Origin of the sequence: Pseudomonas sp. 06C 126 (genome assembly GCF_001855215.1) — a bacterium.
GTDB lineage: Bacteria > Pseudomonadota > Gammaproteobacteria > Pseudomonadales > Pseudomonadaceae > Aquipseudomonas > Aquipseudomonas proteolytica.
In genome coordinates, this window is record NZ_MIFU01000107.1 from 1 (window position 1) to 21136 (window position 21136).

The 21136-nt window shown below is 62.2% G+C and carries 15 protein-coding genes; 14 read left to right on the top strand and 1 reads right to left on the bottom strand.

Going from position 1 to position 21136, the window contains the following annotated elements:
- Positions 1-2577: retention module-containing protein (locus BHC62_RS20630; RefSeq protein WP_143007567.1), on the bottom strand; the 2577-nt coding region annotated here is incomplete at its 3' end.
- Positions 2578-2918: 341 nt separating this feature from the next.
- On the opposite strand from BHC62_RS20630, the gene BHC62_RS20635 reads away from it, so the two are divergent.
- The 14 genes from BHC62_RS20635 to BHC62_RS20700 all read left to right on the top strand — a co-directional run bounded on the left by BHC62_RS20635 (position 2919) and on the right by BHC62_RS20700 (position 21105).
- A complete protein-coding gene (locus BHC62_RS20635) occupies positions 2919-4265 on the top strand; it encodes a TolC family outer membrane protein (protein WP_029298771.1) in 1347 nt (448 codons plus the stop codon).
- 41 nt (positions 4266-4306) lie between these two features.
- Positions 4307-6463, top strand: a complete 2157-nt coding sequence (locus BHC62_RS20640; RefSeq protein WP_029298773.1) for a type I secretion system permease/ATPase — start codon at positions 4307-4309, stop codon at positions 6461-6463.
- Positions 6453-7814, top strand: coding sequence for an HlyD family type I secretion periplasmic adaptor subunit (locus tag BHC62_RS20645; RefSeq protein ID WP_029298775.1), 1362 nt, complete (start codon positions 6453-6455; stop codon positions 7812-7814). The genes BHC62_RS20640 and BHC62_RS20645 overlap by 11 nt, the downstream gene beginning before the upstream one ends.
- A 224-nt stretch (positions 7815-8038) precedes the next feature.
- Positions 8039-8923 carry a TauD/TfdA family dioxygenase gene (locus tag BHC62_RS20650; RefSeq protein ID WP_029298777.1) on the top strand — a complete coding sequence of 295 codons (885 nt, stop codon included), beginning with the start codon at positions 8039-8041 and terminating at the stop codon, positions 8921-8923.
- Between the two features lie 14 nt (positions 8924-8937).
- Positions 8938-9963 carry an ABC transporter substrate-binding protein gene (locus BHC62_RS20655; RefSeq protein ID WP_065943932.1) on the top strand — a complete coding sequence of 342 codons (1026 nt, stop codon included), beginning with the start codon at positions 8938-8940 and terminating at the stop codon, positions 9961-9963.
- A gap of 1 nt (position 9964) precedes the next feature.
- A complete protein-coding gene (locus BHC62_RS20660) occupies positions 9965-10816 on the top strand; it encodes an ABC transporter ATP-binding protein (RefSeq protein ID WP_029298781.1) in 852 nt (283 codons plus the stop codon).
- A 12-nt stretch (positions 10817-10828) separates the two neighbouring features.
- Entirely contained in the window at positions 10829-11677 is an 849-nt protein-coding gene (locus tag BHC62_RS20665; RefSeq protein WP_070995970.1) for an ABC transporter permease, read from the top strand.
- 99 nt (positions 11678-11776) lie between these two features.
- Entirely contained in the window at positions 11777-12697 is a 921-nt protein-coding gene (locus BHC62_RS20670; protein ID WP_029298785.1) for a LysR family transcriptional regulator, read from the top strand.
- 171 nt (positions 12698-12868) lie between these two features.
- On the top strand, positions 12869-14404 hold the full coding sequence (locus tag BHC62_RS20675) for an MFS transporter (RefSeq protein ID WP_070995971.1): 1536 nt from the start codon (positions 12869-12871) through the stop codon (positions 14402-14404).
- Between the two features lie 25 nt (positions 14405-14429).
- A complete protein-coding gene (locus BHC62_RS20680; protein ID WP_029298789.1) occupies positions 14430-15488 on the top strand; it encodes an HlyD family secretion protein in 1059 nt (352 codons plus the stop codon).
- Complete coding sequence (locus BHC62_RS20685; RefSeq protein WP_029298792.1) at positions 15485-16921, top strand: efflux transporter outer membrane subunit; 1437 nt, start codon at positions 15485-15487, stop codon at positions 16919-16921. Before BHC62_RS20680 ends, BHC62_RS20685 begins: the two co-directional genes overlap by 4 nt.
- A 131-nt stretch (positions 16922-17052) precedes the next feature.
- On the top strand, positions 17053-17562 hold the full coding sequence (locus tag BHC62_RS20690; RefSeq protein ID WP_029298794.1) for a sigma-70 family RNA polymerase sigma factor: 510 nt from the start codon (positions 17053-17055) through the stop codon (positions 17560-17562).
- Entirely contained in the window at positions 17559-18515 is a 957-nt protein-coding gene (locus tag BHC62_RS20695) for a FecR domain-containing protein (RefSeq protein WP_070995972.1), read from the top strand. Before BHC62_RS20690 ends, BHC62_RS20695 begins: the two co-directional genes overlap by 4 nt.
- Before the next feature lie 136 nt (positions 18516-18651).
- The gene (locus BHC62_RS20700) at positions 18652-21105 is read left to right on the top strand and encodes a TonB-dependent siderophore receptor (RefSeq protein ID WP_070995973.1); all 2454 of its coding nucleotides are present in this window, start codon (positions 18652-18654) and stop codon (positions 21103-21105) included.
- Positions 21106-21136: the final 31 nt, after the last annotated feature.

Here is a 21136-nt window from a genome sequence, read left to right on the forward strand (position 1 = left end):
CGTAACAGTCTGATCACCTTTGTAAACATCATCCGGAGCCACAACCGAGACAGTCCCGCTCGACTGATTCACGCCAATGGTGATGACCTGGTTGTTATCCAGAGTCACAGTCACTGGGCTGGTGATATTAGTCACCGGTGCGCCGTTCTTATCCACCAAGGTTGCGGTGTAAACGATCTCACCACCTTCACCCACGGTTTTGGTCGCGGTCAGCACCACATCGACCTTGTCGATGGTGTCGTTGATCTGCGTCGTCGCCCCACCCGGAGCGATATCAAGCTTCTCGAAACCACCACCCACAAAGTCCGGATTGATCGTGACGTTGATCGGACCCGCATCTTTGAATACGTCGTCGGTCGGTGCCTTGGAGGTCACTTGGCCTGTGGTCTCGCCCTTGGCGATAGTGATGACGTCACCATTGCTCAAGGTAAGGGTCAGGTCGCTGCCGGCTTTGTTGCTCAGGGTCGCGGTGTAGGTGATGTTGCCACCCTCGTCGGCCTCGCCCGGTGCGGTCAGGGTGACGGTGGTGGTGTCAGTGGTGCCGGGTGTGTCGGTCACGGTGGTGTTGACTGGCGTGGTGCCAGGTACCAGGTTCTCGAAGTGCGCGCCGCCGGTCACATTGGTGATCGCGGTGGTGACGGTCTGGTTGCCCTCATACACGTCATTAGGCGCAACAGTGCTGGCAGTGCCCGCGGATTGGCCGACGCCAATGGTAATGGTCTGGCCATTGCCCAGGGTCACGGTCAACGGATTGGTGGTGTTGGTGACCGGGTTACCCGCCTTGTCCACCAGCGATGCGGTGTAAACGATCTGGCCGCCTTCGCCCACGGTGGTGGTCGCCGTCAGCACCACATCGACCTTGTCGATGGTGTCGTTCACGGTGGTGGTAGCGCCGTCACCGGCCACTTCCAGTTTTTCGAAGTTACCGCCATCAGTCTCGACGATCTTCACGGTTTGCGTGCTTTTGTCGACAAACACATCATCGCCCGGAGCATCGACGGTGACGGAGCCAACGGTTTCACCCGCCTTGATGATGATGGTCGAACCGTTATCCAGCTTCAGCGTAACGTCGGTGTCTGCTTTATTGGAAAGCGTGGCGGTGTAGGTGATCTGGCCGCCTTCGTTGACATCGCCTGGCGCTGTCAGTGTCACGGTGGTGGTGTCGACCGAATCGGTGATGGTCGTGACGGCTGGCGTCGTGTTGGGCACCAGGTTTTCAAAGTTGCCACCGGTGGTCCCGGTGATAGTCGTAGTGACGGAGCTGCCGTTGACGTAGACGTCGTTCGCCGGGGTATCGACCACCACGGTGCCGACGGATTCGCCGGCCTTGATGGTGATCACCGAACCGTTGGACAACGTCACGGTAACCGGGGTTTGCGCCGGGTTGGTCAGGGTCGCGGTGTAGGTGATCTGGCCGCCTTCGGTCACGGTATTGGTGGCGGTGAGGGTCAGGCCAGTGTCATCCACCGAGTCGGTGATCGTGGTGACAGCTGGGGTGGTGTCGGGCTCCAGCTTTTCGAAGTTGCCACCGGTTGCCCCGGTAATGGTGGTGCTGACCGTGCTGCCATTGTTGTAGACGTCGTTGGCCGGCGTATCGACCACCACCGTACCGGTGGACTTGCCTGCCTCAATGGTGATCACCGAGCCGTTGCTCAAGGTGATGGTGACAGGGGTCTGTGCCGGGTTGGTCAGGGTCGCGGTGTAAGTGATCTGGCCGCCTTCGGTCACCGTTTCGCCTGCTGTCAGGGTCACAGTGGTGGTGTCGATGGTGTCGGTGATCTGGGTGACTGCCGGTGTCGGGTCGACGGTCAAGATCAGGTTGTTACCGCCGGTGGTGCCGGTGACGGTGACGCTGATCTGGCCTGGATCGATGTACGGGCTGTCGTTGGGCGCCAAAGGCACATTGACGGAGCCGGTCACTTGGCCGGCCGGGATGGTGATCACCGCGCCGTTGGACAGGGTGATCGTCAGGTTGCTGGTGGACGGCTGGGTCACTGTGGCGGTGTAGGTCAGCACGCCGCCGGCTTCGGTGATGGTCGGTGTGGCGCCCAGGGTCAGGGTCGAGGGCAACGGTGCGGCCGTGAGTGGGTCAGTCGGCTGCCCGCCGAGTTCGTTGGTCAACGCATTGGTTGCGAAACCCAGGCCAGCAGTCGGAAACCCAATGGTCGGATCGACCGAGCCTGCGGTCTCATCAAGCATCACAAAGCTGTGGCCGCCACCGGCAGCGCCCGTGCCGGAAGCTGTCGCGCCTGCGGCGGTGGCTTCCAGGTCGGTGGTCGGGTCAGCGCCGGCGGCAATGGCCTGCTGCAGTTCGGCAACCGAAGGTGCGGCCTGTGCAGTGGCTTGGGCCAGGTCAGTGCTGGAGTCGGGCGCGTTGGCGCTCCACTGGGTATCACGCCCCAGGTCCAGCGTACGGCCATCGGCCAGCTCCAGGCTCACGGAGCCCGACATGCCGGTGTCTATCTGATCGCCGGCAAACAGGCGATCACCTTCAACCAGCACCCGACGGGCGCCTTCCGGAGAAATGACGAAAACTTGGCCAACAATGCTTTTGACGATTGCAACAACACTGCTCATTGAAGATTTCTCCGGCGATCCATTCTGTGGGTGTTCCTAAGGCTGAGACCCGATGGGATTCATCAGCCTGGGAGGTGCGTAGTTTATAAAACGAGTGACGTCAAATAATTGGCTATATTTTTTGGCGATTTACTTTATGCCAAACTATTGACCTTCTTGGCGCCATCCTAAACAATCGCCTCGCTAATGTCACATTGATATTCATGCGGCGAACCGTCCTACATGTGTGAACCAGTTCCGCTTTTGAACTTTCCGACGTACGGTCATTACGGTAGCCATTTTCTAACGCAGCACAACCAAGTTGCTGTGACTTGAGACAAGAAGTCCTGGGGATTCTTAAAATGCGTTTGCACCTGCTTAAGGCAATACCGTTCGTTCTCGCCGCCAGTTTCGTACAAGCCCAAACCCTGCCCCAGGCCATGCAGCAAGCGCTGGATGTGCACCCTGAGATTCAGGCAGGTGTCAACGCTCGTATCGCGGCTGACTATCAGTTGCGTGCGGCCAAGGGTGGTTACCTGCCCCGTGTCGACTTGAACGCGGGTTATGGCCGTGAAGGCACCGACAGTTCATCCACTCGCGCCCGTGGCGGCCATTGGGACACCCTCAATCGCGGCGAATCGAGCCTGCGCCTGCAGCAAATGGTTTTTGACGGTTTTGCCACCTCCAGTGAAGTAGGGCGTCAACAAGCCACCGTTAACTCCCGCGCTTTTTCGTTGCTTGGCACTTCCGAGCGCACTGCATTGACGGTAGCCCAGGTTTACCTGGACGTCCTGACCCGTCGTGAGTTCGTGCGTCTGGCCGAAGACAACCTGCGTAACCACGAGCGCATCTACGACCAGATCAAACTGCGCACCCAGCGCGGTGTCGGCAGCGGGGCTGACCTGGACCAGGCTGAAGCCCGTTTGGCCCAAGCCCGTAACAACGTGATCACCGAGCAGACCAACCTGGCCGACGCCCAGACCAACTACCTCAGTGCCGTCGGCCAAGAAGCCGATCAGTTGGAGCGTCCGCCCAGCTTCATGGCGCTGCTGCCTGCAGACCTGAATGAAGCGCGTCGCCAGATGCTCGATAACAGCCCGATCCTGCGTTCGGCCGAATCCGACATCGCCGCTGCCGAAAAACAATACGAAGCCGCCAAGTCTTCCTTCTACCCACGTTTCGACGCCGAGTTGGGCCGTAACGCCGACAACAACATCGACGGCGACGCCAGCCACAACAACGGCTGGGAAGCCATGCTGCGCATGCGCTTCAACCTGTACGCCGGTGGCAGCAACAAGGCTGAGCTGGAGTCCAAGTCCTACCAGTCCAACCAGGCCCTGGATATCCGCAACAACGCCTTGCGCCAGTTGAACGAAGAACTGGGCCTGGCCTGGAACGCCATGAACAACGCCAATGCCCAGGTGCCGATTGCCCAGCAATACGTCGACCACAGCAGCAAGGTGCGCGGCGCCTACCAGAAACAATTCAGCCTGGGCGAACGAACTCTGCTTGACTTGCTCGACAGTGAAAACGAGCTGTTCACGGCTTCGCGTCGTTTGGAAGAGATAAAAAACGTTCAGTTATTTACTCAGTACCGAATCAAGGCGACCATGGGCGAGTTGCTCAAGAGCCAGGGAGTGGTCGCACCGATGGCCTCCGTCGTCCAGAACGACGTGAAGCCGAAAGTCCAACTGCCTGGGATGAATTGAGCTATTCCTTATAGTCCCATCTGTTAGTTGAGAGAGCCCGCGTGGAATCAGAAGTCAGTCGAGTCCATCTCAGTCATGATCCACGCACATTGCACGACGACCCGTTACTCGACGGGTTGTTGGCTCTCTGCGCCCTGCACCAGAAGCCCGCCAGTGCGGCGATGCTGACCACCGGTCTGCCATTGCCGGCACAGCAACTGACCGCCGACTTGCTGGCCCGGGCCGCGGCCCGCGCCGGTTTGCAAGGGCGGCTGCTGCAACGCAAGCTCGATTCGATCCCCCCGATTGCCATGCCGGCGCTGCTGTTGCTCAAGGATGGCCGTAGTGCCGTGCTGCTCGGCTGGCAGGGTGAGGACGAGGCGCAGGTGCTGCTCAGCGAAAGCGATGGCGGTGAAACCATCGTCAAGCGCCAGGCGTTGGCCGATGACTACACCGGTAAAGTGTTCTTTGCCCAGCCCCAACACAAATTCGATGTCAGCCACGGCACCCTGATCCCCCGGGCCCGCTCCTGGTTTCGTGACACCCTCAAGCGTTCGCGCTGGCTCTACGCCGATGCCATCGCCGCCAGTTTCCTGATCAACCTGATTGCCATGGCAGCGCCGCTGTTCGTGATGAACGTCTACGACCGCGTCGTGCCCAACCAGGCCACCGCCACCCTGTGGGTGCTGGCGACGGGTATTTTCATCGCCTACGTCTTCGACCTGGTCCTCAAGAGCCTGCGCAGCCTGTGCCTGGACCTGGCCGGCAAGAAAACCGACCTGATCATCTCGGCCACGTTGTTCGAGCGGATCGTCGGCATGTCGATGAAGTACCGTCCGGCACGGGTCGGCAGCTTCGCCCAGAACATCCACGAGTTTCAGAGCCTGCGTGATTTCCTCGCCTCCCTGACGCTCACCAGCCTGATCGACTTGCCGTTTACCCTGCTGATATTCATGGTGATCGCGATCCTCGGCGGGCATCTGGTATGGATCCCTATGCTGGCCTTCCCGATTGCCCTGGGCATCGGCTACCTGCTGCAAAAGCCGCTGGTCGCCACCATGGAGCGCACCATGGCCCTGGCCTCCGAGCGCCAGTCGAGCCTGATCGAAACCCTGGCCGGGCTGGATGCGGTCAAGGTCAATAACGCTGAAAGCGAGCGCCAATACCAGTGGGAGCAAACCATTGGCACCCTCAGCCGCCTTGAATTGCGGGTGAAAATGCTCTCTGGGCTGTCGATGAACATCACCCTGCTGATCCAGCAATTGGCGGGTGTGATCATGATTGTCTTCGGGGTCTACCAGATCATCGACGGCAATCTCAGCATGGGCGGCCTGATTGCCTGCTACATGCTCAGTGGCCGCGCCCTCAGCCCGCTGGCGTCGCTGTCGGGCCTGATGACCCGCTACCAGCAAGCCAAGGTCACCATGGTCTCCACCGACCAGATGATGGAGCTGCCCCAAGAGCGCAACTTCGAAGAACGCCCTTTGAGCCGCCGTACCCTGCAGGGCGCCATCGAGTGCCGGGGCCTGAATTTCACGTACCCCAACCAGCAGAACATGGCACTCAAGAACATCAACCTGGTGATCAAGCCCGGCGAGAAGATCGGCATCATCGGGCGCAGCGGCTCGGGTAAAAGCTCCCTGGCCAAACTGATCGTGGGCCTCTACCAACCCGACTCCGGCGCCTTGCTGGTGGACGGCGTGGACATTCGCCAGATCGACGTCAGCGAACTGCGCCACAACGTCGGCTATGTGCCCCAGGACATCCAACTGCTGGCCGGCACCCTGCGCGACAACCTGGTCTCCGGCGCCCGTTACGTTGAAGACGAAGTGGTACTGCAAGCCGCTGAGCTGGCGGGCGTCCACGAATTTGCCCGCTTGCATCCACAAGGCTACGAGCTGCAAGTGGGCGAGCGCGGCCAGAACCTCTCTGGCGGCCAGCGACAAAATGTCGCCCTGGCCCGCGCCCTGTTGCTCAACCCGCCTATCCTGCTGCTGGACGAACCAACCAGCGCCATGGACAACACCGGTGAAGAACGCTTGAAACAGCGCCTGCAAGCCGTTGTGGAAAACAAGACCGTGGTGCTGGTGACGCACCGTGCGTCGCTGTTGTCCCTAGTGGACCGTTTGTTGGTCATCGACCGTGGGCAAATCCTTGCCGATGGCCCGAAAGCCGTAGTGATGGAAGCGTTGAAGAAGGGGCAGATCAGTGTTGCGTAAATTCAAGGACGCGGTCCGTCGCTATTTCATTGGTTCCGATTCGCTGGATGGCCAGCCACTGCCAGAGGTCAAGAAGGCCCTGATCGAAGATGCCCCGCGTGTGGTGCGGTTGACCATCTGGGGGATCATCGGGTTTTTCCTGTGCATGCTGCTGTGGGCCGGTTTTGCCAAGGTCGACGAAGTGACGCGCGGTGATGGCAAGGCTATTCCATCCTCCAAGTTGCAGAAGATCCAGAACCTTGAGGGCGGCATCGTCGCCGAGCTGTACGTCAAGGAAGGGCAGATCGTCGAGGCTGGCGCGCCACTGATCCGCCTGGATGACACGCGCTTTGTCTCCAACGCTGGTGAAACCGAGGCCCAGCGCCTGTCGCTGTTACTGCGCATCGAGCGCTTGAACGCCCAGGTCGAAGACCGGCCGCTGAACATTCCTGAAGACGTGCGTGCCGCTGCGCCCACCCAGGCCATCAACGAGCAGTCGCTGTATGAAAGCCGGCGCCAGCAGTTCAAGGATGAAATCGGTGGTTTGCAGGAACAACTGACCCAGCGCCAGCAGGAGATGCGCGAATACACCTCCAAGCAAGGCCAGTACCGTAACCAACTGTCGTTGCAGCGCCAGGAAATCAACATGTCCGAACCCCTGGTCGCCCAGGGTGCGGTGTCGCCGGTGGAAGTGCTGCGCCTCAAGCGCGCAGAAATGGAAACCCGTGGGCAACTGGACGCTACCACCCTGGCCATCCCCCGTGCCGACTCGGCGATCAAGGAAGTACAACGCAAGATCGACGAAACGCGTGGTAAATACCGCAGTGAAGCGCTGACCGAGCTCAACGAGGCACGTACTGACCTGAACAAGGCCCAGGCCACCGGCAAAGCTCTCGAAGACCGCGTGAGCCGGACCCTGGTCACCTCGCCGGTGCGCGGGATCGTCAAGCAACTGTTGGTCAATACCATTGGCGGCGTGATCCAGCCGGGCAGCGACATGGTTGAAATCGTGCCGCTGGATGACACCTTGCTGGTAGAAGCCAAGATCCGCCCGCAAGACATCGCCTTCCTGCACCCGGGGCAAGAAGCCGTGGTCAAGTTCACCGCCTACGACTACACCATCTACGGCGGCCTCAAGGCCAAGCTGGAGCGCATCGGTGCCGACACCATCACCGATGAAGACAAGAAAACCACCTACTACATGATCACCTTGCGCACCGACCGCAGCCACCTGGGCACCGATGAGAAGCCACTGATCATCATCCCCGGCATGGTCGCCTCGGTCGACATCATCACCGGCAAGAAGACCATCCTCAGCTACCTGCTCAAGCCCATCATCAAGGCCCGGGCCGAGTCGCTGCAGGAGCGTTGATCTCGATTGCCTGGCCTGGCCTCATCGCAGGCAAGCCAGCTCCCACATTTTGGACCACGTACGCCGTTCAATGTGGGAGCTGGCTTGCCTGCGATGGGGCCCTCAACCCCACCCCATCCCCCAGGCCCTGCCGCAAAAAGGCCATATCGTTATTCTCTAACGGTATTTAAATTCCAATTCTTATATCTATAAAGTCACTCTCCTGACTGCCAGGGAGTGATCACATGTCCACCGCCACAGCCGCCTTATCCACCGCCCAAACCTTCGACATCCGCCCATTCCCCGGCAGCGTAGGCGCCGAGATCATTGGCCTGGATCTGTCGCGCCCGGTCAACGACCAGGACTTCGCCCGCATCCACCGTGCGCACCTGGACCACCATGTGGTGGTGTTCCGCGACCAGCGCATCACCCCCGAGCAACAGATCGCCTTCAGCCGCCGCTTCGGCGTGTTGCAGATCCATGTGCTCAAACAGTTCCTGCTGGCCAACCACCCGGAAATCCTCATCGTTTCCAACATCATCGAAAACGGCCAGTCCATCGGCCTGGGCGACGCGGGCAAATTCTGGCACTCGGACCTGTCATACAAGGAACTGCCGAGCCTGGGCTCGATGCTCCACGCTCAGGAACTGCCGTCCGAAGGCGGCGATACGCTGTTTGCCGACATGCACAAAGCCTGGGACCAGTTGCCCGAGCATCTGCGCAAGGCCGTGGAAGGTCGCAGCGCTGCGCATTCGTACACCGCGCGCTACAGCGAAACCAAATTCGAAGGCAACTGGCGCCCGACCCTGACCCCCGAACAACTGGCCCAGGTCGCCGAAGTGGTGCACCCGGTAGTGCGTACTCACCCGGAAAACGGGCGCCAGGCGCTGTTCGTCAGCGAAGGCTTCACCACCCGTATCGTCGGCCTGCCCGAAGACGAAAGCCGCGACCTGCTGGCCCAACTCTTCGCCCACAGCATCCACCCGCACAACATCTACCGCCACAGCTGGCAGCCCCACGACCTGGTGTTCTGGGACAACCGCTCGCTGATCCACCTGGCCGCCGGTTGCCCCAGCCACCTGCGTCGCAAACTGTTTCGCACCACCATCCAGGGCGACGCCCCCTTCTGATTCGGAGCATGACCATGTCCAGGAAAACCCCCTTTGCACGATTGGCCGCGACCGTTGGCCTTGGCGTCAGCCTGTTGGCCGGCAGTTTGGTTGCTCCCGCCGTCGCCCAGGCCGAAGGCGAGATTCGCATTGCCGAGCAGTTCGGCATCGTTTACTTGCTGCTCAATGTGGTGCGCGACCAGAACCTGATCGAAAAATACGGCAAGCAGGAAGGTATCGACATCAAGGTCGACTGGACCCAATTGTCCGGAGGTGCGGCGGTCAATGACGCGCTGCTGTCTGGCTCCATCGACATTGCCGGCGCCGGTGTCGGCCCGCTGCTGACCATCTGGGACCGCACCCATGGCAAGCAGAACGTCAAGGCCGTGGCTTCCCTGGGCAACTTCCCTTACTACCTGGTCAGCAACAACCCCAAGGTCAAGACCATCGCCGACTTCACCGAAAAAGATCGCATCGCGGTACCGGCCGTGGGGGTTTCCGTGCAGTCGCGGTTCCTGCAATACGCGGCGGCCAAGCAATGGGGCGACAAGGAATTCAATCGCCTGGATAAATACACCATCGCCGTGCCGCACCCGGACGCCACGGCTGCGCTGATCGCCGGCGGTACCGAGCTGACCGGGCACTTCTCCAACCCGCCGTTCCAGGACCAGGCCCTGGCCAACCCGAACGTGCATGTGGTGCTCAACACCTATGACCTGTTGGGGCCGAACTCACCGACCGTGCTGTTCGCCACCGAGAAGTTTCGCAACGACAACCCGAAAACCTACAAGGCCTTTATCGATGCACTGACCGAGGCCGCGCAGTTTGCGCAGAACGACAAGGGCGCCGCTGCCGACACCTACATCCGCGTGACCAAGGCCAAGATCGACCGTGCCGCGCTGCTGAAAATTATCGACAACCCGCAATTCGAATTCAGCGTCACCCCGAAAAACACCTACCCGCTGGCCGAGTTCCTCTACCGCGTGGGCGCGATCAAGAACAAACCCGAGTCGTGGAAGGATTACTTCTTCCAGGATGCCAAGCCGCTGCAAGGGAGCTGAGATGAACGCACCCTTGCAAGGCCACACGGCCAGCAACCTGAACACCACTGAGGCGCTGCTCTCGGTGGATCACGTCAGCCTTGAATACCGCACGCCCGAACGGGTAGTGCGGGCCACCCACCAGGTCAGTTTCGAGATCGATCCGGCCGACCGTTTTGTACTGCTGGGGCCTTCGGGCTGCGGCAAGTCCACGCTGCTCAAGGCGGTAGCCGGTTTTATCAAGCCCTGCGAAGGCGAAATTCGCCTGGTAGGGCAGAAGGTCGAGCAGCCGGGCCCGGATCGCATCGTGGTGTTCCAGGAGTTCGACCAGTTGCCGCCGTGGAAAACCGTCAAGCAGAACGTGATGTTCCCGCTGCTGGCGTCCAAGACCCTCAAGCGTCGCGAGGCCGAAGAACGGGCGTTGTACTACCTCGACAAGGTCGGCTTGAGCGCCTTTGCCGACGCCTATCCCCACACCCTCTCCGGTGGCATGAAGGCTCGCGTTGCGATTGCCCGGGCATTGGCCATGCAGCCGAAAATCCTGCTGATGGACGAACCGTTCGCCGCACTCGACGCCCTGACCCGGCGCAAGATGCAAGAGGAGTTGCTGCTGCTGTGGGAGGAGGTGCGTTTTACCTTGCTGTTCGTCACCCACTCCATCGAAGAGGCCTTGGTGGTGGGTAACCGCATCCTGCTGCTGTCGCCCCATCCAGGGCGTGTGCGCGCCGAAATCCACAGCCATCAATATGACCTGCACAGCCTTGGCGGTGTGGAGTTCCAGGCGTCGGCGCGGCGTATTCATCGCCTGTTGTTCGATGAAACGCCCGAGGCAGAAACCGAGTTGGATTTCGCCGATATCCGCATCGCTTATTGAAGGACTGTGCCCATGCGCCAGGAATATGAAATCACCCTGCAACCGCTGCCCGGCGTGCCCGTGAAGCGTGCCTTACCCCTGCGCCAGCGCCTGTGGCAACAAGGCTGGTTGCGCAAAGGCTTGATCCTGATCGTGCTGGCGCTCCTCTGGGAAGCAGCGGCGCGCTATCAGAACAACGACCTGCTGCTGCCCAGTTTCCTGCAGACCTTCCACGCCTTCTACGACGGCATTGCCAGTGGCGAGCTGTTGGGTAAGGTCAGTATCTCGCTGGTGGTGCTGCTCAAGGGCTACCTGATCGGGATTGTCCTGGCATTCGCCCTGACCACGTTGGCGGTTTCGACCCAGATGGGCCGTGACCTGCTGAGCACCCTGACCTCGATGTTCAACCCGCTGCCGGCGATTGCCCTGCTGCCATTGGCGTTGCTGTGGTTTGGCCTGGGGCAGAACAGCCTGATTTTTGTGTTGGTGCACTCGGTGCTGTGGGCCTTGGCACTCAACACTTACTCGGGATTCATGGGCGTGTCGGAAACCCTGCGCATGGCCGGTCGCAACTACGGCCTCAAGGGCATGCGCTTTGTGCTGTTTATCCTGATTCCCGCGGCGTTGCCGTCGATCCTCGCCGGGCTGAAGATTGGCTGGGCGTTTGCCTGGCGTACGCTGATCGCCGCTGAACTGGTGTTCGGCGCGACCAGCGGCAAGGGTGGCCTGGGCTGGTACATCTTCCAGAACCGCAACGAGCTGTACACCGACAAGGTCTTCGCGGGGCTGGCGGTGGTGATCCTTATCGGCCTGCTCGTAGAGAACCTGGTGTTCGACACCCTGGAGCGCGTCACCGTGAAGCGCTGGGGCATGCAGCGATAAACCCGTGCGGGGGCCTGGAGCCCCTCGCCACCGGGCAGTACCGGTAAAGCCTGCTACGATTGCGTGCGCTGTACTCCAAACCCATCATGAGTGCTTGGCATGCAATTACCGGATATGAACCTGTTGGTGGCCCTCGACGCTTTGCTCGACGAGGGCAGCGTGGTGGGCGCCGCGCGGCGGATGAACCTCAGCCCGGCCGCCATGAGCCGAACCCTGACGCGCATCCGCGAAGCGGTGGGCGATCCGATCCTGGTGCGCGCCGGGCGCGGCCTGGTGCCTACGCCCAAGGCCCTGGAGTTGCAAGGCCAGGTACGCAATGTGGTGGAGCAGGCGGCGTTGTTGTTTCGTTCGGCGGATGAAGTCGACCTGAGCACCTTGCGCCGGCGCTTCAGCGTGCGCGCCAATGACTTTTTTGTCGGCGTGTATGGCGGGCGGTTGTTCGACACCATGGAGCGGATGGCACCCCATTGCGAGCTGCGGTTCGTCCCCGAAGGCGACAGCGACGACGAAGCCCTGCGCGAAGGGCGCCTGGACTTGCGCGTCGGCAACACCATGCCGATCACCCCGGAAGTAAAGGTGCAGAACCTGTTCTCCACAACCTTCGTCGGCCTGGCCCGCGAAGGCCACCCGCTGTTCGACGAAGAAATCACCGCCGCACGCTTTGCCAGCTACTCCCATATCAGCATTTCCCGGCGCGGTATTGCCCGTGGGCCGATCGACACCGCCCTCAATGCCCAGGGCCTGGAACGCCGGGTGGCGATGATCGCGCCGGGGTTTCACGGCGCGATGTTCATGCTGCCCGACTCCGACCTGATCCTGCCGGTGCCCAAGGAAGCGCTGTACAGCGCCCATCGCCTGAAACTGCCGCTGCGCGCATTCACCTTGCCGATCTCCCTGCCGACCCTGGTGCTGACCCAGGCCTGGCACCCGCGTTTCGACAAAGACCCGGCGCACAAATGGCTGCGTGAGACCATGCGCGAAAGCTGCGCGGCCACCTGGCGCGAAGCCCAGCCCACCTGACAACTTCGATCCAAATGTGTGGAGCTGGCCTAGCTTGTGTGGGAGCAGGCAAGCCAGCTCCCACATTCGATCATTGCGTGTGGCGCAGTTATAACCTTCCCATAAGTCAGTTTTCGTCATGTCTAAGCCTTATTAAACTGCTCGGGTATTCTATTTCCGAGTTGTACCTTCATGACTTCCCTCGCTGCCCCCGCTCCCTTGGCTGCAGCCAAACCCGCCGCCGTCAGCCCCCCTGTGTTTGGCCCGCGGATCATCATCGGCCTGGTCGGCGTGCTGCTGGCGGTTCTGGTTTCGGGCCTGAACGAAATGGTGACCAAGGTCGCCCTCGCCGATATCCGCGGTGCGCTGTACATCGGGTTTGACGAAGGCACCTGGCTGGTTGCCGCCTACACGGCCACCTCCGTCTCGGCCATGGCCTTTGCGCCGTGGTGTTCGGTGACGTTTTCGCTGCGCCGCTTCACCCTGTGGGCCATCGGCCTGTTTACCCTGCTGGGGGTGCTGTGCCCCTTGGCACCGAACTACGAAAGCCTGCTGCTGCTGCGTACCTTGCAAGGCCTGGCCGGTGGCGCTCTACCGCCGATGCTGATGACCGTGGCCCTGCGCTTTTTGCCGGCCAACGTCAAACTCTACGGCCTGGCCGGCTACGCCCTGACCGCTACCTTCGGCCCCAGCCTCGGCACACCGCTGGCGGCGCTGTGGACCGAATATGTCGGTTGGCAGTGGGCGTTCTGGCAGATCGTCGCGCCGTGCCTGCTGGCGATGGCCGCCGTGGCCTACGGCCTGCCCCAGGATCCGTTGCGCCTGGAGCGCCTCAAGCAATTCAACTGGCGCGGCCTGCTGCTGGGGTTCCCGGCGATCTGCATGCTGGTAATCGGCATCTTGCAGGGCAATCGTCTGGACTGGTTCGAGTCGCCGCTGATCACCACGCTGCTGGTGGGCGGGGTGCTGTTGCTGGTGCTGTTCATGATCAATGAATGGTCACACCCGATGCCGTTCTTCAAGTTGCAGATGCTCGGCCTGCGCAACCTGTCGTTTGCCTTGATCGTGCTGGCCGGGGTGCTGGTGGTGCTGCAGGCGGTGATCATCCTGCCGTCCAGTTACCTGGCGCAGGTGCAGGGCTATCGGCCGCTGCAGACCGCGCCGGTAATGCTGGTCATGGCCCTGCCGCAGTTGATCGCCCTGCCGCTGGTAGCGGCCCTGTGCAACCTGCGCTGGGTGGATTGCCGCTGGGTGCTGGGGATTGGCCTGGGCATGCTGACCCTCTCGTGTATCGGTGGCGCGCAACTGACCTCGGCGTGGATCCGGGACGAGTTCTACGTGCTGCAACTGCTGCAGATTTTCGGGCAGCCGATGGCGGTGTTGCCGCTGTTGATGCTGTCTACCGGCAGCATCGTGCCCACCGACGGGCCGTTTGCCTCGGCCTGGTTCAACACGGTCAAGGGCCTGGCCGCCGTGGTCGCCACCGGCGTGATCGAGGTACTGACCACCCACCGCCTGCATTTCCACTCGACCATGCTGGTGGACGCCCTGGGTAACTCACCCCTGGCCGACGGCGATGCCACGGGCCTGGCCCATCGGCTGCACCAGCAGGCCGTGGTGCTGACGTCTTCGGATCTCTATTACGTCATGGCCGGTGTCGCGGTGGCGTTGATCCTGCTGATTTTCTGGATGCCGACGCGGATTTTCCCGCCGCGCGCACCCGCCTGATTGTTGACTGAAACAAAGGATTCCCATGAAACGTAAAGACCAGATTGCCGTGACTGTTATCGCCGTGTGCGCCGTGGGCGTGCTGGTGTACCTGCTGGCGCCGGGCGTGTTTGGCAGCAAGCGCCAGACCACCAACGACGCCTTCGTCGCTGCCGACTACACCCTGGTGGCGCCACGGGTGGCCGGGTTTATCAAAGAGGTGCTGGTAGAGGACAACCAACAGGTCAAGGCCGGGCAGTTGCTGGCGCTGATCGATGACCGCGACTTGCGCGCCGCCGCCCAGGCAGCCGATGCCGAGACCCTGATGGCCCAGGCCCAACTGAAAAACGCAGTAGCCACCCTTGAGCGGCAAAGCTCGGTGATCGCCCAGGCCCAGGCCACCGTGGCCGCCGATCGCGCCGAAGTGGCCTTTGCCGAACACGAATTGAGCCGCTACAACCACCTTGCCGGTGTCGGCGCCGGCACTGTGCAGAACGCCCAGCAAGCCAAGACCCGCATCGACCAGGCCAATGCGCGCCTGGCCAACGCCACAGCGGTACTGGCCGCCGAACGCAAGCAGGTGGAAATCCTCACGGCCCAGCGCGATGCAGCTGAAGGCGGTTTGAAGCGGGCCCAGGCCGCGCTGGAAATGGCCAGCTATCAGCTGTCGTACACACGCATCGTCGCGCCGGTGGACGGCATGGTCGGCGAGCGTGCGGTGCGGGTCGGGGCCTTTGTCACACCCGGCAGCAAGATCCTCGCCGTGGTGCCGCTGGCCGACGCGTATGTGGTGGCCAATTTCCAGGAAAACCAACTGTCCCACATGCATGCCGGCCAAACGGTTGAAGTGCGGGTCGACAGCCTCGACGGTGAAGTGCTCCAGGGCCACCTGGAAAGCCTGGCGCCGGCCACGGGCGTGACCTTCGCCTCGGTCAAGCCAGACAACGCCACCGGCAACTTCACCAAGGTGGTGCAGCGTATTCCGGTGAAAATCCTCCTGGAGCCAGGGCAGGCGCATATTCATCGCCTGCGGGTCGGTATGTCGGTGGAGGCCAGCGTCAACACCCAGCCCAGTGCGCAGCAACGTGAGGTGGCGCAGCAATGAGAAAACTCGCGCTGCTTACTCTGAGCATGATCAGCCTGGGCGCTTGCACCGTCGGCCCGGACTTTAAGCGGCCCGACACCCAGTCGGCGACGCAATGGGCCGAGCCCCAGGGCCGCCAGGCCGCCAGCCGCGCGGTCAGCGACCCGTTGGAAGAACAGTGGTGGGACGTGTTCCACGACCGGCAACTGTCGGCCCTGGTGCGCCGGGCACTGAGCGACAACCTCGACTTGAAACTGGCCAGCAGCCGCCTGCAACAGAGCCGTGCGGTGCGCCAGGTGACGACCGCCGGGCGCTATCCAGAGGTCAGCGCCGATGGCAACTACGGCCGCAAACGCAACAGCGCCAATGGCCTGAGCGACCCGTCCGGCAACAACGGCCGTTCGGCCTTCAACCTGTGGGACGCCGGTTTTGCCGCTTCCTGGGAGCTGGATTTCTGGGGCCGGGTAAGGCGCGAAACCGAAGCTGCCGACGCCACCCTGCAAGTGGCCGAAAACGACCGCCGCAGCGTACTCCTGTCGGTGCTGGCCGAGACCGCCCAGGACTACATCCAACTGCGCGGGGTGCAAAGCACCCGTGCGGTCACCGAGCAAAACCTCGACGTGGCGCGCCGTAGCCTGAAACTCTCGCAGCTGCGTTTGGCCGATGGCGTGGCGACCCACCTGGATGTCGCTGAAGCCGCTGCGCAAGTGGCCGCCATCGAAGCGCGACTGCCGGATTTGCAGCAGCGCCAGGACCAGTTGATCAACGCCCTGAGCCTGTTGATGGGCCAGGCGCCGCAAGCCTTGCATGCGCAACTGTCGCAGGACGGCGCAGTGCCCCAGACCCAGCGCCAGGTTGCGATTGGCCTGCCGTCGCAACTGGCACAGCGCCGCCCGGACATCCGCCAGGCCGAAGCACGCCTGCATGCGGCGACCGCCAGCATTGGCGTGGCCAAGGGTGACTTCTACCCGCGTATCACCCTGTCGGGCAGCCTCGGTTCCCAGGCCATGCAATTGTCGGATCTGGGCTCCTGGGGTTCACGCACCTTTGCCTTCGGCCCGTCGCTGAGCCTGCCGCTGTTCAACGGTGGCCGCCTGCAAGGCATGCTCGACCTGCGCGAGGCCCAGCAGCAGGAAGCGGCTCTGGCTTACCAGCAGACCGTGCTGCGCGCCTGGCATGAGATCGACGACCAGTTGACCCGCTACAACGCCAGCCAACTGCGCCGCGACAGCCTCGCCGAAGCGGTGCGCCAGAACCAGATCGCCCTGGACACCGCGCAGCACCAGTACGTCGAAGGGGTGGTGGATTTCGTCAACGTGCTCACGGTGCAGAGCGCTTTGCTGGCGACCCAGGAACAATGGGTGGAAAGCTCCACCGGCGTGTCCCTGGCCATGGTCGGCCTGTACAAGGCACTGGGTGGAGGCTGGGAGTCGGTGTACCCGTTGTCCAGCTAGATCCTGTTGGTTTGGTAATGGGCTTGTTGTGGTGAGCGGGGCACAATCCAGGGGCTCTGAAAACAAAGATTTTGCCAGTCGCGACACAAGCTGTAATGATAATTGCTCTCAATAATGTATCCGAGCGATTCATGGACACCGCGACTGACGGCCAGCAACAGCTTCATCTCCTGTACCGCGACCATCATGGCTGGCTGCAAGGCTGGCTGCGCAAGCGCCTGGGCGACCGTGAGCACGCCGCCGATGTGGCCCAGGACACGTTCCTGCGCCTGTTGGTGTCCGGGCGTTTTCCCGGGGCCAAGGAAAGCCGCAGCTACCTGACGCAGATCGCGCGCAACCTGGTGATCGACCAATGGCGGCGCCTGCGCATTGAGCGCGCCTATCTGGAAAGCATCGCGCACTTGCCCGAGCCGCAGTCGCCGTCACTGGAGACCCGCGCCCTGATCCTCGAAACCCTGATGCAGATCGACGCCATGCTCGACCGCATGCCCGAGAACGTGCGCCGCGCGTTCCTGTTGTCGCAGTTCGAAGGCCTGACCTACGCGCAGATCGCCGAACGCCTGGGGGTGACGATCAGCTCGGTGCAGAAGTACATGACCCGCGCGATCATCGCCTGCTACCAGGTGGCCTACGAAGAATGAGAGCCCGCCATGACGCGCCGATTGCCCCGGCTGTGGTCGAGCAGGCCAGCGAGTGGTTAATGCTGCAATGGGGCGGCGAATTCGACGGGGCCCAGCGCCAAGCCTTTGCCCATTGGCAGGCTGCCGACCCGGAGCATCGCCGCGCCTGGCAGCGTTTGCAGCAGTTACAGCAGACCTTGGGCGGCGCGCCCGCCGACAGCGCCCGTGCGGTGTTGCGCGACGCGCCAGACCCCCAGCGTCGGGCCGCGTTGAAACTGCTCGGGTTGCTGCTGGTGGCCGGTGGCAGCGGTTATTGGGTCCAGGGCAGTCAGCCCTGGCAGGCGGCCTTTGCCGAGCATCGCACCGCTACCGGCGAGATTCGCCACCTGACCTTGAGCGACGGCACCCACCTGGACCTCAACAGCGACAGCGCCATCGACCTGCGCTTCAGTGCCACTGAGCGGCGCATCCGCCTGATTCGTGGCGAGATCCTTTTGACCAGCGGCCACGACCCATCCCGCCCGTTGATCGTCGAGACCGCCGCCGGCGATATCCAGGCCCTGGGCACCCGGTTTGCCGTGCGCGAACTGGACGACGGTAGCCGCGTTGATCTGTATGAAGGGCGCGTGCAGGTGCGCCCGGTGCAGGGGGTGCCAGTGCTGATGAACGCGGGGGACAGCCTGTGGTTCAGCGCAACCCAGACCTCGGCGGTGACCGCGCTGGATGCCAACGCCAGCAGTTGGACCCAGAATCGCCTGATCGCCGAGCGCCAGCCGCTAGGGCGCTTTGTCGCTGAACTGAGCCGCTATCGGCCAGGGGTTTTGCGTTGCGATGAATCGGTGTCGGGCCTGTTGCTGACGGGCGTATTTCCCCTGAATGACACCGACGCCATCCTCGCAGCGCTGGAGCGCTCGCTACCGGTGCAGGCACAGGCGGTGACCCGTTACTGGGTCACCATCAAACCCAGGGCCTGACACACCGCCATCGCCGGCAAGCCGGCTCCTACAGGGTCTTTGAAAAAAATCTGATTTTCTTTTGTCGGTTTTCCAATCCCGTGCGGGATACCTCTTGAAAGCCAATCAAGAAGCGTTCTCACGGGGGAGTCCTGCAATGCCGCACCACCCAATCCAACCTCTGGCCCGCGCCCTGCGCCGTGGCCTGTTTATCAGTGTGCTGGCGACTGTACCGGTCGTCCCGACCATGGTTCAGGCCCAGGAGAGCGCCGGCGAAGCCTTGCGCCAATACAACATCCCCGCCGGCAGCCTGGACCAGGCGTTGAACCGTTTCGCCAGCGCCTCGGGGATTTTGCTCTCGGTGGACGCGGCACTGACTTCTGGCAAACGCAGCCCTGGCTTGCAAGGTCGCTATGCCACCGGGCCTGGATTGGAGCAGTTGTTGGCGGGCAGCGGCCTGGTGGCGATGCAATCCGCGGGTGGCTGGTCGGTGCAGGCGATTTCGGGGGACGGCTCGGTGCAATTGGGCGCGACGCGGATCAGCGCCCAGCAGGCCCAGGAGAACGCCTGGGGCCCGGTCGACGGCATCGTCGCCACGCGTAGCGCCACGGGCAGCAAGACCGATGCGGCACTGGTGGAAATCCCCCAGACCATCAACGTCATCACCGCCGCCGAAATCAAGGCGCGCGGTGCGCAAAGCGTGACCCAGGCGTTGCTCTACACCCCAGGCATGAGCGCCGGTGGTTTTTCCGACCGGGTAAAGCTGTTCGATGAGCCGACCTCCCGTGGTTTCTCGCCAACGCCCCTGTACCTCGACGGCCTGCACTTGCCGTACGGCGGTGGCAGTACCGGCGGTGCGTTGCAGATCGAGCCCTATTCCCTGGAGCGCATCGAAGTGCTCAAGGGCCCGGCATCGGTGCTGTACGGGCACAACCAGCCGGGCGGCATCGTCAATATGGTCAGCAAGCGCCCCAGCGAGACGCCGGTGCGCCAGGTGGTGCTCGAAGCCGGCACCTACGAGCACAAGAGCGCGGCCCTCGACCTCAGTGGCCCGTTGGATGACCAAGGCCAATTCTTCTATCGCCTTACTGGACGACTCAAGGACGAACAGGGCGAGATCGACTACTTCGAAAACAAGCGCCAATTCATCGCGCCCAGCCTGACGTGGCGACCCAATGACGACACCAGCCTGACCCTCTTCGCCCAATATCAGAAAGACAAGGGCGTGCCCGAAGCCCAGGGGCTGCCGGCCTCCGGGACGATCTGGAAAAACCCGAACGGCAAGATCGACCGTGATCTGTTTATCGGTGAGCCAGGCGTCAACAAATACAACCGCGAACAGGTCGCCTTCGGCTACGAGTTGTCCCATCGTTTGAACGACACCTGGACCCTCAAGCAAAACGCGCGCTATGCCGAAGTGGACGACCGCTACGTGGCGCCGTTGCACGGCTATCGATTTGTCGCCAACCCGGCCACCGGCGCCATGGATCAACGCTACCTGCAGCGCTTTGGTGTGGATTGGCGGCAGAACAACAAAGTCATCGGCGTGGATAACATCGCCCAGGCCGAGTTCAACACTGGCGAGTTCTCCCACACCCTGATCGTGGGCCTGGACTACTACCATTTCAATTCCAAGTTCCTCGGCCTCTACGACCGCAATCCGCCGATCATCGACCTGTTCACGCCGGTCTACGGCCAGCCGCTGAATTTTGGCCAGCCGTACCGCTGGGACAACACCATCACCCAGACCGGCCTGTATGTGCAGGACCAGATCAAGTGGGACAAGTGGGCGCTGGTGCTGGGCGGGCGTTATGACTGGGCCAACGTGGTCAACAAGGTGCCGCTGAGCGGCGACCGCACCAGCAGCAAGGACCAGGCATTCACGGGGCGCGCGGGCCTGGTATACCTGTTCGATAACGGCCTGGCGCCGTTTATCAGCTACTCGGAATCCTTCCTGCCGCTGTCCGGCCTCGATGCCAACAAGAAGCCCTTCGACCCGTCCACCGGCAACCAGTATGAGGTCGGCGTGAAGTACCAGCCGCCGGGCCAGGAAAGTTTTGTGCAGGTCTCGGTCTACCAACTGGACCAGGAAAATATCCTGACGGCCAATCCGCTCAGCTACGTCAGCAGCCAGAGCGGGGCCATGCGTTCGCGCGGCGTCGAGTTCGAAGCCAAGGCGGTGCTGAGCGACGCTTGGGATGTGGTCGCTTCGGCCGCGCGCAACGACATCAAGTACACCAAGGACGACGAAGGTCGCGAAGGCCGCCACCCGGCGGGCATCTCACCCCTGACGGCGGCGTTGTGGGTCAACTACACGGTGATCGGCGACAGCCCCCTGGCCGGCCTCGGCGCAGGCCTGGGTGCCCGCTACTCGCGCAGCAGCATGGGTGACTATTTTGCCGGCGCCTTCACGGTGCCGTCCTACACCGTCTACGATGCCAGCCTGAGCTACGACCTGGGCGCCTCGCCCCTCAAGCTCAAAGGCGTGAAGCTGGCGATGAATGTGCAGAACCTTGCCAATAAAACCTATGTGTCGCAGTGCACCAGTGACCTGGACTGCTACTACGGCGAAGGCCGCACGGTGGTCTCGAGCCTGACCTACGACTGGTAAGGCACAACCCTGTAGGAGCCGGATTGCCGGC